Here is a 13,765-nt window from a genome sequence, read left to right on the forward strand (position 1 = left end):
GTTTTGGCAAAACACTACAAATTTATCAAAGGGAAAAGGTATAAAAAGTTTATATTCCTAATAAAAATTGAAATTGATGTTAAGTATCTAGTTGTGATTCACGATAAAGTATAGATTTCCTCATAGTTACTGGAAATTATCGTTAATTTTTGTTGCATTCTGTAATATATAGATAAAGAAGCTAATGGTAGTGTAAGCTCAAGTTGTATAAAATTACAAATTTTGCAAGTGCATTCTGAGGTCTTTCCTATATAATACACAGTGAAATAGTTAAAAAATACACAGGGTAAGTTTTCTTTCAACCACTATTGAAACAGGTTTTTGCGTATGGGTGTTATTATGAATATCTTTCTAAAACGCAGACTTCTAACAAAATCCTTTGCTGCTGTCTTGGGGTTGTCATTCCTGATTCCTTTTGCACCTGCAGAAGCTCGGATAAGGTTCAAAGCACCTTCTAATATAGGAGTACCTGGCAGACGCGTAGCAGCCGGAGCGCGAGTGAATAACAGTTGTTTATCAGTAAACAAGCAATTGACTGCTATAGTTCCCCAATCAAACATAGGCTTGACAACAGTAGCGAACCCTGTATTCTTTTTCTATATTCCTTCTCAAACTTCCAATGCTACATTAGAGCTACTCGTGCAGGATGAAAATAAAAGATTCTTCAAGCAAACTTACAAACCAAGTGGTAAAGCTGGATTTGTCGAGCTTCCCCTGACGGTAACCTCTCTCGATGTAGGCAAGGAATATCGTTGGTTCTTATCAGTCATTTGTAATCCAACAGAACGTTCCTCTGATAAGGTTGTCAGAGGTTCTATTAAGCGCATTCAACCTGAACCACAATTGATGGCAAAGATAAAGAATGCAACTACGCAAGAGCGTGTAGCTCTTTATGCACAAGCTGGAATTTGGCAAGATAGCCTTGCTACTTTAGCTCAGTTGCTTTTCTCCCATCCCGATGATGCACAATTAAAAGCAGATTGGGAAACATTGTTAACAGCAGAGGGTGTAGGTTTAGATTCAGAGTTAGCGAATGAGCCGTTGCTTAAAGGTCAGGAAGCACCACAACCCATTAAAAAGCATAAAAATTGATTTACCACAAATAATTATTGGCTCAATCTTGATAACAGTGTTTGCTATTTAACAAAAAATTCTTTACAACCGTTGTATTTAGTAGGTTGGGTTTTGTTCCTCAACCCAACCCACACGGTTTAAAATTTATAACTTATCCAAGTCGTAAATTAGGAAGAAGACTGAAGATAAAACTTAAGTAACAACCGGGTTTTTAGGATAAAGTTTTGTTTCCATATTTAGAACAAATTTGATGCGGGTTGGGTTGAGGCACTAAACCTAACAAAGTCTTGAAAAAGTTTTGTTCCTCAACCGAACCTACGATCTATCTTCTGTACTTTTGGGTACAATGTTGGGTTTCATCTACCTACCAAAACTGTAAATCTTCTGAGTTCCCAACTGTTCGCAACAAACAGATGAAGGCATTGTCCCGATGGGAAATGTTTGCCGATCCAATTGCACTTGCAAATTACTCATGGGGTCAATGCCAGGAGAAATCAGAAATTCTAGCTTTTGGACATAAGGCAAATTTACCAAATTGTCTAAAATCTGAGAAATTGCTTGTGCGTAAGGATGCCCTTTCTGCTTGTACCAATCGCAGGTTGCAATGTTGGCTTGATCGAAGCCTAAATGTACAATGAGGGATGGTTCGTCAAACAGTGCTAGGGCTACGGGACGTGCTTCTTCTTGTAACAATAAGTCGTAATTTTTTGCCAGATGCCGCAATTTTTCTAAGCGTTCGTAACGTTCTGTGACTGCTTTTGGATCGTCTTGCCAGTGAATCGCTACTGTTACTAGGTAAGTTTGTAACAGCATATGACCCAGCTTTTTCGCTTTTGTTGTGAGGTAGTAGGTATTGTAGTCGTTTGCTTCAATTAATAGGGGTACGCGATCGACGACTTCTAAGCCATAGCCTTTTAACCCTGCTATTTTTCGGGGATTGTTTGTAATCAGGCGAATTTTATGCACGCCCAAATCCATCAGCATTTGTGCTCCCATACCGTAGTCTCGCAAATCGGCTGCGAATCCCAACCTTTGATTTGCTTCTACGGTATCGAGTCCCATGTCCTGTAGGGAGTATGCTTTTAATTTGTTAACCAACCCTATTCCCCGACCTTCTTGTCGCAAATAAACGACAACGCCCTGACCCGCGTTTTCCAGCATTTTTAGGGCTGCTTGCAATTGCATCCGACAGTCACAGCGTAAGGAACCCAAAGCATCTCCGGTGAGACATTCTGAGTGCATCCGCACCATGACTGGATTGTCATCAAATTCCGCAGGATTTCCCTTGACAATAGCGACGTGTTCTGTATTGTCTAAAGTGTGTCGGTAGGCATAAATTTTGAAATGACCGAATTGGGTTGGTAAATCGGCAACAGTTTCCCGTTTGATCAAGCGATCGTGCTGTAGGCGGTAACTGATTAAATCGGCGATGCTAATGATTTTGAGATTGTGCTGGGTGGCATAGTCAAACAATTGCGGTAACCGTGCCATGGAACCATCGGAGTTTTGAATTTCGCAAATAACTCCTGCAGGGTACAATCCAGCTAATCGGGATAAGTCAACGGCAGCTTCCGTATGACCTGCCCGTTTGAGTACGCCTCCTTCTCTAGCACGAATGGGAAAAATATGACCGGGACGGCGCAAATCTAGGGGTTTTGTGGCTGGGTTGATAGCCACCTGGATGGTACGAGCACGGTCTTCTGCTGAAATACCAGTGGAAACTCCTAACTCCGGTCCCGCATCAATACTGACAGTGAAGGCAGTTTGGTTGGTATCTGTAATATTAGTTACCATCAATGGTAGGTCGAGTTCGTCCAAGCGATCGCCCATCATTGCCAAACAAATAAGACCCCGTGCTTCCACTGCCATAAAATTAATGATGTCCGGGGTGGCAAATTGGGCAGCACAAATCAAGTCGCCCTCATTTTCTCTGTTCTCGTCATCTACTACGACGATTGGGCGACCTGCTTTTAAATCTGCCAGGGCGGTATCAATCGAATCAAATTTAAAACTTTGAGTTGAAGAGGTGATATGCTGCGACACAGGCGATCCCCAGCTAGCAAACGTAAATTTTTTTAACAAATGCTTGTTTTTGATTGTAGCTCTTTTGGATTACTTCGGAAGTCCTGCCAGTAAGATTAGTTAACATATCAAAGACTGACCTAAAATTGGTTTTTAATGGTGCTTCAAAAGCAGCAACACGCAGAGTAGCGATAAACCGTTAGCAGTTAGCTATCAGACTAGTTCCTTATCGCCAGTTATATTACCTAAAGGCGTAGTAGGGTGGGCATTGCCAACCATTCGCTGTTGGTGGGCAATGCTCACCTAACAAAAATTTGGTAACTTTAGAGCGAGAAAGGAGTAATAGCTGATAGTTGAGTGGCAAATTCACTAAGAGCAGATAAGGATTTAATCTCTATGGGCAATTTTGGGCGCGTTCCGGTTGGAGTTGTTGGCGCGTCAGACTACGGTGGAGTGCAGTTAGTGCGGCTGTTAATGGATCATCCAGAAGTCGAACTCGTTTATTTAGGCAATGAGAGCAGTATAGGCAAACCATTTGCAGATCTTTATCCTCAATTGGCTCACGCTGTTAACCAAAAAATCGAGGCTGTCGATCCTGAAGTTATTGCTCAGCGATGTGAAGCAGTATTTCTGTGTTTGCCAAACGGTCAAGCTTGCGAAATTGCACCACAACTTTTAGAGAAAGGGTGTAAAGTACTCGATTTAAGTGCAGATTATCGATTTAGCCATCTAGCAACTTACACCGCTTGGTACAGTAAGGAGCGAAAAGATCGCTCAACAGCGGCTCTTGCTGTATACGGCTTACCGGAGCTTTATCGCGATCGCTTGACCGAAGCGCAACTAGTTGGTTGTCCCGGTTGCTATCCCACAGCCAGTTTGCTCGCACTTTCCCCACTCCTCAAGCAAGGGTTAATCGTCCCTGAAACTGCGATTATCGATGCCAAATCAGGCACATCTGGTAGCGGTCGTCAAGCAAAAATCAATATGTTGCTGGCAGAGGCAGACAATTCTTTAGCCGCATACAGTGTTTCCCGTCACCACCACACCCCAGAAATCGAGCAGATTTGTAGCGATTTAGCAGGGCATGAGGTAACAATTCAATTTACACCACACTTAATTCCCATGGTACGCGGCATCTTAGCAACAGTGTATTCCACACTCCGCGACCCCGGTTTGGTGAGAGATGATTTAATTACAATTTATCGAGCTTTCTACCGTAACTCCCCTTGGGTAAAAATTTGCGATCCGGGCATTTATCCTCAAACGAAGTGGGCTTACGGTAGCAACCTTTGTTATATCGGTATAGAAGTCGATCCCCGTACTGGTCGTGCGATCGTTATATCAGTCATTGATAATTTAATCAAAGGACAAGCAGGGCAAGCAATCCAGTGTCTTAATATCATGATGGACTGGGATGAAACATTAGGATTACCGAAGTTGGGGTTTTATCCTTAAAGTGCTAATGGCTAATTGCTAATGGCTAATAGTACAGATAGCAATTAGCCATTAGCCATTAGCCATTTTTTATTTCGGACCTAATCCCACAGCACCTGCGTATACGGCGCGATCGCTCAATTCATCTTCAATTCGCAGCAAGCGGTTGTATTTTGCCACTCGTTCGCTACGACACAGAGAACCAGTTTTAATTTGACCGGCACGGGTTGCAACGGCTAAATCGGCAATGGTTGTATCTTCAGTTTCTCCAGAACGATGGCTGATCACTGACCGGAAACCATTGCGGGTTGCCAAGTCAATTGTTTCCAAAGTTTCTGTAAGCGAACCAATTTGATTGAGTTTAATCAAAATGGCATTACCTGCTTTGAGTTCAATACCTTTTTGCAAGCGCTGGGTGTTTGTTACAAACAAATCATCTCCCACCAACTGCACGCGAGAACCTAACTTTTGAGTCAGTAACTGCCAATTTTGCCAATCTTCCTCGTGCAAGCCATCTTCAATTGACACAATCGGATATTGGTCAACGAGTTTGCCGAGGTAATCGATAAACTCAGCACCAGAATGAGGTTTGCCATCATAGACGTACTGCCCGTTTTTGTAAAACTCACTAGCAGCAACATCCAGTGCTAACGCCACTTGTTCTCCTGGTTTGTAACCAGCTTTCTCAATAGCTGCAACAAGCAATTCCAATGCCACTTGGTTTGACTCCAGGTTGGGGGCAAAACCACCTTCATCACCCACACCAGTGAGCAAACCTTTTTCATCTAAGACTTTGCTGAGAGTCGCAAATACTTCTGCACCCCAACGCAGCGCTTCCCGGAAAGAAGGTGCGCCAACGGGAACAATCATAAACTCCTGAAAATCCACGTTGTTAGATGCATGAGCACCACCATTAATGACATTCATTAAGGGTACGGGTAACAGATTTGCTAAAGGACCGCCTAAATAGCGGTAGAGGGGCATTCCTGAAGATTCAGCTCCCGCTTTAGCTGCTGCCAGGGAAACCGCTAGAATCGCATTAGCACCGAGATGGGATTTATTAGGGGAACCATCCAGGTCAAGCATGGTGCGGTCAATAAGTTCCTGGTTAAGGACATTCATTTCTACTAGCTTGGGAGCTAGCACTTCATTCACATTTTGCACCGCCTTGAGTACACCTTTACCCCCGTAACGGCTTTTGTCGTTATCCCGCAGTTCGTGTGCTTCAAAAGTGCCAGTAGACGCACCACTCGGAACCTGCGCCAATCCCGTAGCACCGTTTACCAAAAACACTTGTGCTTCAACTGTTGGTCTGCCGCGAGAATCCAGAATTTCGCGAGCAAATATAGCATCAATGGCAGTGTCAAACATTTGTTCTCGATCCTTTGTCATTTGTGATGACTCCCTTTGTGCTCTAAAATTACCAATTCTTGTAGGGTGGGGTTGTACCGCACATCCAATGCGGGTGGGCATTGCCCACCCAACATCTATAGGTAATCATCTGGCTGGAAGGGAGCAGTCATTAGTCATTGGTCATGGGTTAATGACTAACGGCTAACAGTCCAGTGACTCTCCGACCATTAGCATAAAGGTTTCAAGGGCGATCTGCGCCTACATTAACGAAGATTTCCAAGAGTTGTTAGTTGTTAGTGGCAAAACCGATCGCCAATCACCAACTACCAACCACTCACATAAGTTCCTCACATTTTGGCTATATGTTGCAAATAAATCTATATCCCGAGAGAGATTAAGAACATGACCCAACACAAAACAAATCCTTATCTTTCTTTGATTGAGATTCCCGCTGGATATCTCAACATTATGGGCTACGTGGATGAATCAGAGGTTAATGGTCCCGGATGCCGTGCTGTTGTTTGGGTGCAGGGTTGTTTGCGGGAGTGTCCGGGTTGTTTTAATTTGGAATCTTGGTCGTTTGAAATTAACCAATTGGTATCGGTTGATAGCTTAGTTGAGAAAATTCTCAGCAAGCCTCGCAATCAAGGGGTGACATTTTCTGGGGGAGAACCTTTTTGGCAAGCCCCCGCACTGGCTTCTGTTGCTCGTAAAGTGAAAGCAGCTGGGCTGAATGTTATGTCTTTTTCCGGTTTTACTATAGAGCAATTGCGATCGCCTTACGCACCTGCTGGTGCTCAAGATTTATTAGAACAGTTGGATATTCTGATTGATGGTCCTTATGTTGAGTCACTCGCAATCAATTCACCAGTTTCTCCTGTATCTTCTAGCAATCAGAGGATTCACGTTCTCAACCCTGCTTTTCAAGACCAAATTTCTTGGGCTAGCGACCAGATAGAAGTTCATATTTTTAAAGATGGTAGTCGTCTGATTACGGGTTATCGCGGAGGGTTGAGTAGGGACTAAGGTAGGGAGCTGGGGACAAGGGAGATGGAGGTAGGTTCTTGATCTAAAATCCAAAATCCAAAATCTCCAATGCCCAATCCCTTACAATTAATGCGGAACTATCAAAGGGGAAAAATTATGCGGCTCCTGCATACAATGCTACGGGTGGGTAATCTTGAAGAATCTTTAAAGTTTTACTGTGAAATTCTGGGAATGAAACTACTGCGGCGAAAGGATTATCCTGGAGGTGAGTTTACTCTGGCGTTTGTTGGCTATGGTGACGAAAGCGACCATACGGTACTGGAACTGACTTACAACTGGGGCGTAGATAAGTACGATTTGGGTAATGCATACGGTCACATTGCTCTTGGAGTTGATGATATCTACGCAACTTGTGAGGAAATTAAAAAACGTGGTGCTAGAGTGGTACGGGAACCGGGTCCCATGAAACATGGTTCTACGACGATCGCATTTGTGGAAGATCCAGATGGATATAAGGTAGAACTGATTCAACTGGGTACTCAAGGCTCTGCTGCTAAACAAGAAACTGCACAGCAAGTAACTGCCTAGCAACTTTAAATAAAAAAATGATGGAGTTGAGCGTTAAGCAATGCAAGTGGCAGAGAATTCGTTCTCATAAACTGTTGGCGGGCAGTTCGATTGGCTGTATCATTTTTAGCCAACTGTGCTTTCCTTCCATGGCGAATTCTTTGCCTTCTCTACAGCGCCAAGAGGCAATTACCTCAACGGCGATGGATTTGGCAACGGATGGGGAAACAGATGCAAAGGATGAATTATCTGAAGATTTTACCGATAATTCAGCATCATCAGACACTGTAGCTCAAGAGTTTGCTCCACCAACTTCGGTTACAGAATTGTCTGATGTTCAACCAACTGACTGGGCTTATCAAGCATTGCGATCGCTCATGGAACGCTACGGCATTCTCTCTGGGTATTCTGATGGTAAGTTTCGCGGTAACCGCCCTGTGTCTCGTTATGAATTTGCTGCTGCTCTAGCGACTACTTTAGATAAAGTGGATGGTTTAATTGTCAATGCCATTGGCGAGCAGTACATTCAAGAGGATTTGGTGACTCTAAGGCGACTGCAAAAAGATTACCGCTCTGCCTTGGATCAATTGCAGCAAAGGATAGCGTCTACCGAAGAGCGGGCGACTCAACTTGAGGCGAATGAATTTTCTACTACGACCAAACTCAAAGGACAGGTGATTCTTGCCTTCACTAATGGTAGCAACTCGAGTACTACTATAATTGCTCGCGAACGGTTAAATTTCTTAACAAGTTTTAACGGTAATGATTTACTTCTAACTCAGTTGGAAGCAGGTAATAACGGTCTCGATAGTATTGGACAGGCGCAAGAGAAAAATGTCAACCTGTTAGGAACAAGCGGTTTGATTGCCAATGGCGGCGGACTTGATTACATAGAAGCCGATTCGGGTCTCAGTCTCAGGCGTTTGTATTACACTTTTCGCCCGGTTTCCGATTTAGCGGTGACTGTTGGGGCAAAAATTTCGCCACGGGATTTTATTGACCGTAATACTTATGCCAACAACGAAGCTGTTGATTTTAGTTCTAGCTTTTTTCTGAATAACCCCCTGATTGTCCAAAACCAAATCGATCGCAACGGCGGTGCAGGAGCTGTTCTTTCATGGAATCCAGGTAGCGGACCTTTTACTTTCCGTTCTCTCTATGTTGCTGCTGACGCCAATAATCCCAACTCCAGCAATGATGGGGGTTTGTTTGGGGATAGGTACCAAACCAGTGTGGAACTGGAATACGCTGCCCGCGATCGCTTTGCATTAAGAGTACAATATACTAATGCCGCAATTAATAATACTGATATTAATGCCTTTGGTGTGAATGCAGAGTACGCCCTTAACCGTTATGTAGGGGTATTTAGTCGGTTGGGATTTGGGAATTATCAGGGATTTAATACCGCTATCAACCAGGACTTGGATTTGCACTCCTTCAGTTGGTCGGTGGGATTGGGTCTTCGCAACCTCTTCATTCCTGGAACGACTGCGGGGATCGCTGTTGGTCAACCTTTCGTCACTAACGCATTGGGAAATGCAAATCAGGTTAACTTTGAAACATTTTACAATTTAGAGCTTAACGATAATCTCAGTATTACTCCTATACTGTCAATAGTCACAAATGCTGATAACAGCACTTCCAACAGTACAATTTGGCAAGGGACTCTCAGAACTGTAATTGTGTTTTAGGGTGAGTGGTTGATTGTTGACAGGGGCGCAAGGTTTTGTGCCTTACACTGTAGGGGCGAAGATTGCTCCCCAAGATCCAACAGTTATCACTGAGGATTACACGTAGCCACTAACCTCGGACTCTGGGCATTACCTACCCAACTAACTACTAACGACTAACCATTAACTAACCAATAGGTATAAGCAAAAATATGCCCCTCGTGCTTGTATATTAGTTTAGAGTTAGCACAAAAATTTATATCTTGTATGCCCACGACCCAATCTCGTTTCCAGGCAGAGCTTGAGAATACCTGCGCGAGGCTCAACTTCAAGTAGTAAAGTAGAAAGTACTGAGGCATCTCCAAGGAAAAAAGTTCACTGCAAAGCATGACAACAGTATTTTTTCTTCTGCCCTCAGCATAGTTGCCTTTTTCAATTTAGCGGTTACCGGATGGATAGGGAAAAATCCCTATTCTCTAGCCCCTAGCCTCTATACTTAGTTTAAAAACCAAAATCTAAAATATAAAATATAAAATCCAAAATCGTAAAGATGCAGCCTACAGATCCGAATAAATTTACTGATAAAGCTTGGGAAGCAATTGTCAAATCGCAAGATATTGTCCGCGCCTATCAACAACAACAGCTTGATGTCGAACACCTAGTGCTTGCTCTATTGGAAGAACCGACGGGACTCGCAACACGTATTTTTAGTCGGTGTGAAATTGACCCTTTGCGCTTGCAACAACAACTTGAATCTTTTACTCAGCGTCAGGCAAAAGTGGGGAAAAATGACCAACTTTACCTGGGTCGGAGCTTAGACCATATGCTGGATAAGGCTGAGGAAGCTAGAACAAAAATGAAGGATGGTTTTATCTCGGTTGAGCACTTACTGTTGGCTTTTACTGAGGACGATCGCATTGGACGGCGGGTTCTAAAAAGTTTTAATGTAGATGCGGCTAAGCTAGAGGCGACTATTAAATCCGTGCGTGGTAGTCAGAAGGTGACCGACCAAAATCCGGAGTCTCGTTATGAAGCTTTACAAAAGTTTGGTAGGGACTTAACCGAACAGGCAAAAGCTGGTAAGCTAGACCCGGTTATTGGACGAGATGACGAAATTCGTCGTGTCATACAGGTATTGTCTCGCCGTAGCAAAAATAATCCAGTATTGATTGGTGAACCTGGGGTAGGTAAGACCGCGATCGCAGAAGCGTTAGCGCTGCGTATTGTCAATGGTGATGTTCCTGAATCTTTGAAAAACCGTCAGTTGATTGCTCTGGATATTGGCAGTTTGATTGCTGGAGCAAAATATCGAGGTGAATTTGAAGACCGTTTGAAATCGGTGCTGCGAGAGGTGACAGAATCCAACGGGCAAATTGTTCTGTTTATTGACGAATTGCATACGGTTGTCGGTACGGGTTCCAACCAACAGGGCTCGATGGATGCAGGGAATTTGCTCAAACCAATGCTCGCACGGGGTGAACTGCGCTGTATTGGAGCAACAACTTTGGATGAGTACCGTAAATTTATTGAAAAAGATGCTGCTTTAGAACGGCGTTTTCAACAAGTTTTTGTAGATCAACCGAGTGTGGAGGATACTATTTCCATTCTGCGGGGATTGAAAGAGCGTTATGAAGTTCATCACAACGTAAAAATCTCTGACTCAGCATTGGTCGCTGCAGCAACACTGTCAGCTAGATATATTTCCGACCGCTTCTTACCCGATAAAGCAATTGACTTGGTGGATGAAGCAGCAGCACAGTTAAAAATGGAGATTACTTCTAAGCCAACAGAATTAGAAATCATTGACCGACGGTTGATGCAGTTGGAAATGGAAAAGTTATCTCTGGCTGGGGAAGAAAAAGCAACGGTTCAAACCAAAGAGCGTTTTGAAAGAATTGAGCAAGAAATTACTAGTTTAACGGAGAAACAGCAGAATTTAAACAATCAATGGCAGGGTGAAAAGCAACTGCTGGAAGCAATTAGCGCCCTGAAGCAGGAAGAAGAAAAGCTGCGGGTGCAAATTGAACAAGCAGAACGAGCGTATGATTTGAATAAAGCCGCTCAGTTGAAGTACGGGAAGTTGGAAGGAGTGCAGCGCGATCGCGAAGCTAAAGAAACCCAACTGCTAGAAATTCAAAGTACGGGAGCGACATTACTGCGAGAACAGGTTACCGAAGCTGATATTGCCGAAATAGTCGCTAAATGGACGGGTATTCCTGTAAATCGCCTGTTGGCATCGGAACGGCAAAAGTTGTTGCAATTAGAAAATCACCTGCACGAACGAGTGGTTGGTCAACAAAAAGCTGTATCGGCTGTTGCTGCAGCAATTCGTCGCGCCCGTGCGGGGATGAAAGACCCCGGTCGTCCTATTGGTTCGTTTTTGTTTATGGGACCGACGGGTGTGGGGAAAACAGAATTGGCTCGTGCTTTGGCACAGTTTCTCTTTGATTCGGCTGACTCTATGGTGCGTTTGGATATGTCAGAGTATATGGAGAAACACTCCGTGTCTCGTTTGGTAGGTGCGCCTCCAGGGTATGTGGGTTATGAGGAAGGAGGTCAGCTTTCCGAAGCAGTTCGCCGCCGTCCTTACTCAGTGGTGTTACTGGATGAGGTGGAAAAAGCTCACCCCGATGTGTTTAATATTTTGTTGCAAGTGCTTGAAGACGGTAGAATTACTGATTCTCAGGGACGAACAGTTGATTTTCGCAATGCTGTGATTGTGATGACCAGTAATATCGGTAGCGAACACATACTGGATATATCTGGGGATGACGCCAATTATGAAAGAATGCAGAATCGGGTAATGGATGCTTTGCGTTCTCACTTCCGTCCCGAGTTTCTCAACCGAGTTGATGAAACTATTTTGTTCCACACACTCAACCGCAGTGAAATGCGACAAATTGTACGCATTCAACTCAAACGGGTGGAAAGCCTCCTCAACGAACAGAAAATTTCCTTGGAAATATCTGCTGCAGCTTGCGATCGCTTGGTGGAAGTAGGATACGATCCCACTTACGGAGCAAGACCGATCAAACGGGCAATTCAACGGGAAGTGGAAAACCCATTAGCAACTAAGCTGTTGGAGAATACGTTTGTTCCCGGTGATACGGTAGTGATTGATGCTGGGGATAACGAACTGGTGTTTAGTAAGAAAATGGCGGTGAAGGTACCGACGACACAGGGGAAGACCTTGTTGATTGAAGCGTCACGCGAAGCTTAAATTTCACCCCCAACTCGCCTCTCTCCTACTAGGAGAGGGTGCATCCTGTTTTTGAAAATTCCCCTAAGAATAGAATTCTGGACGGCAGGCGCTTCAACGGGGGGAACCCCCGCAACGCGCTGCCTCGGCTACACAAACGCTCGTCCCTCCCTTGTATCTCAGGAGCGGAGACACTACGTGATGCGAAGCTATGCCCACAGGGCTATACGCCAGTTGCCATAGGCGGTTTTCCCGCCTATGGCACGAAAGTGCCACGCTGCGCTATCAGCACTGGTCTCACCGCCTGTAGCGCTGGACTCACTAGCATGAAGAGAAAGAACAAAATATTGGCAGAGCGGCTAACAGTTTAGTTGCTGCTCAAACAGTGCTCAAAAAACCGGGTATGTAGAGACATGGAGTGGAACAGGTTGGACACTTTCTACTCGCACCCGGTTGTGAATACAACGACACAATCGGTATGACTGATGGCTCTTGTGGTGGTTAGCGATCGCCCGAGTGCTAATTATTGCTAAAGCGAGCAATTAAGTCTTGCCGCGATGACTGCACCAGTAATGGCGTAAACTCTTCTGGTGGCAAAGCCAATATTGCTTCAATAATTGCCGACAATTGTGCATCAACAGAACCAAAACGAACTCTTAACAAGTTTTCTACAACTTGCCTTTGTCCTTCAAGTCGTCCTTCAAGTTTTCCTTCAAGTTTTCCTTCGAGTTTGGCAAGTTCGCGCTCTTGCTGATAAAGTGGTGCTAATCTCATAATCAACTCCCGATCTTCTAGTTCTGAACTTGTGGTGGTCAGTTATCAGGCGAGCGCTAATTATTGCCAAAGCGAGCAATTAAATCTTGCCGCGATAACTGCACGAGTAATGGCGTAAATTCTTCTGGTGGCAAAGCCAATATTGCTTCAATAATTGCCGACAATTGTGCATCAACAGAACCAAAACGAACTCTTAACAAGTTTTCTACAACTTGCCTTTGTCCTTCAAGTTTGGCAAGTTCGCGCTCTTGCTGATAAAGTGGTGCTAATCTCATAATCAACTCCCGATCTTCTGGTTCTGAAATTGTTTGTGCTGCTAAATTTTGCCTGAGTGTGTACAACAATTCTAACGTGGCTTGACGAAACGGATGGCTGACGGGTAATGCTTCTAATTCATCAATGGCTTGGCTTTGTACTTTTCCTCTGCCCAACATTCTCAACCATAGTGTTTCTGGGGTAAGTGGTAGTTGATGAATCGCCACGATCGCGGTTCTGAAACTATCAGCGATGAAGTACACTCCACTCACCCAATCATCGGCTCTAGTTGCTCCAAATCCTGAAAGTAATTGACGTGAAGCGGTCGGTGTGAGTATCCAAAGTTTGGGAATAGCTGAGTCTGCTAAAGAGACGTTGTTGCGCTTGGCTTCTCGCCGCAATTCGCCCTTAATTTGTAACAGTTTGAGCA

10 protein-coding genes are annotated in these 13,765 nt (G+C 44.2%); 6 read left to right on the plus strand and 4 right to left on the minus strand.

The genetic code is table 11. The annotated features are described in order from the left end of the window. The first annotated feature begins 339 nt into the window (after window positions 1-339). Window positions 340-1,092, plus strand: a complete 753-nt coding sequence (locus AB0756_RS22890; RefSeq protein ID WP_082051937.1) for a DUF928 domain-containing protein — start codon at window positions 340-342, stop codon at window positions 1,090-1,092. A gap of 342 nt (window positions 1,093-1,434) precedes the next feature. Here AB0756_RS22890 and ribBA read toward each other — a convergent pair whose 3' ends face one another. Beyond that, window positions 1,435-3,117, minus strand: a complete 1,683-nt coding sequence (gene ribBA, locus AB0756_RS22895; protein WP_038092288.1) for a bifunctional 3,4-dihydroxy-2-butanone-4-phosphate synthase/GTP cyclohydrolase II — start codon at window positions 3,115-3,117, stop codon at window positions 1,435-1,437. A 375-nt stretch (window positions 3,118-3,492) separates the two neighbouring features. Between ribBA and argC the strand changes: the two genes are divergently transcribed. Continuing rightward, a complete protein-coding gene (gene argC / locus AB0756_RS22900; RefSeq protein WP_038092247.1) occupies window positions 3,493-4,551 on the plus strand; it encodes an N-acetyl-gamma-glutamyl-phosphate reductase in 1,059 nt (352 codons plus the stop codon). Window positions 4,552-4,620: 69 nt separating this feature from the next. Here the strand turns inward: argC and eno are convergent, their stop codons facing one another. Then, window positions 4,621-5,901: a phosphopyruvate hydratase gene (eno, locus tag AB0756_RS22905; RefSeq protein ID WP_137986673.1), complete on the minus strand. Its 1,281-nt coding sequence runs from the start codon at window positions 5,899-5,901 to the stop codon at window positions 4,621-4,623. Between the two features lie 384 nt (window positions 5,902-6,285). On the opposite strand from eno, the gene AB0756_RS22910 reads away from it, so the two are divergent. From AB0756_RS22910 to clpB, 4 genes are all read left to right on the plus strand, one after another. Next, complete coding sequence (locus tag AB0756_RS22910) at window positions 6,286-6,909, plus strand: 4Fe-4S single cluster domain-containing protein (protein ID WP_038092253.1); 624 nt, start codon at window positions 6,286-6,288, stop codon at window positions 6,907-6,909. 117 nt (window positions 6,910-7,026) lie between these two features. Next, the gene (gene gloA / locus AB0756_RS22915; RefSeq protein ID WP_038092291.1) at window positions 7,027-7,458 is read left to right on the plus strand and encodes a lactoylglutathione lyase; all 432 of its coding nucleotides are present in this window, start codon (window positions 7,027-7,029) and stop codon (window positions 7,456-7,458) included. Between the two features lie 20 nt (window positions 7,459-7,478). Beyond that, on the plus strand, window positions 7,479-9,128 hold the full coding sequence (locus AB0756_RS22920) for an iron uptake porin (RefSeq protein ID WP_050046878.1): 1,650 nt from the start codon (window positions 7,479-7,481) through the stop codon (window positions 9,126-9,128). A 529-nt stretch (window positions 9,129-9,657) separates the two neighbouring features. Beyond that, window positions 9,658-12,327, plus strand: coding sequence for an ATP-dependent chaperone ClpB (clpB, locus tag AB0756_RS22925; RefSeq protein WP_038092259.1), 2,670 nt, complete (start codon window positions 9,658-9,660; stop codon window positions 12,325-12,327). Between the two features lie 498 nt (window positions 12,328-12,825). Here clpB and AB0756_RS22930 read toward each other — a convergent pair whose 3' ends face one another. After that, a complete protein-coding gene (locus tag AB0756_RS22930) occupies window positions 12,826-13,080 on the minus strand; it encodes a hypothetical protein (protein ID WP_408019864.1) in 255 nt (84 codons plus the stop codon). A 56-nt stretch (window positions 13,081-13,136) separates the two neighbouring features. Next, the coding region (locus tag AB0756_RS22935; RefSeq protein ID WP_408104008.1) for a hypothetical protein at window positions 13,137-13,765 on the minus strand (629 nt) is incomplete at its 5' end.

The sequence above is a fragment of the Tolypothrix campylonemoides VB511288_2 genome (assembly GCF_045999855.1).
Taxonomy (GTDB): Bacteria; Cyanobacteriota; Cyanobacteriia; order Cyanobacteriales; family Nostocaceae; genus Scytonema; species Scytonema bouteillei_A.

What these genes read in the sequence shown, in the direction of transcription:
- AB0756_RS22890 (WP_082051937.1), top strand. Translation starts at nt 340, where the DNA reads ATGAATATCTTTCTAAAACGCAGACTTCTAACAAAATCCTTTGCTGCT.
- argC (WP_038092247.1), top strand. Translation starts at nt 3,493, where the DNA reads ATGGGCAATTTTGGGCGCGTTCCGGTTGGAGTTGTTGGCGCGTCAGAC.
- eno (WP_137986673.1), bottom strand. Translation starts at nt 5,901, where the DNA reads ATGTTTGACACTGCCATTGATGCTATATTTGCTCGCGAAATTCTGGAT.
- AB0756_RS22910 (WP_038092253.1), top strand. Translation starts at nt 6,286, where the DNA reads ATGACCCAACACAAAACAAATCCTTATCTTTCTTTGATTGAGATTCCC.
- gloA (WP_038092291.1), top strand. Translation starts at nt 7,027, where the DNA reads ATGCGGCTCCTGCATACAATGCTACGGGTGGGTAATCTTGAAGAATCT.
- AB0756_RS22920 (WP_050046878.1), top strand. Translation starts at nt 7,479, where the DNA reads ATGGAGTTGAGCGTTAAGCAATGCAAGTGGCAGAGAATTCGTTCTCAT.
- clpB (WP_038092259.1), top strand. Translation starts at nt 9,658, where the DNA reads ATGCAGCCTACAGATCCGAATAAATTTACTGATAAAGCTTGGGAAGCA.
- AB0756_RS22930 (WP_408019864.1), bottom strand. Translation starts at nt 13,080, where the DNA reads ATGAGATTAGCACCACTTTATCAGCAAGAGCGCGAACTTGCCAAACTC.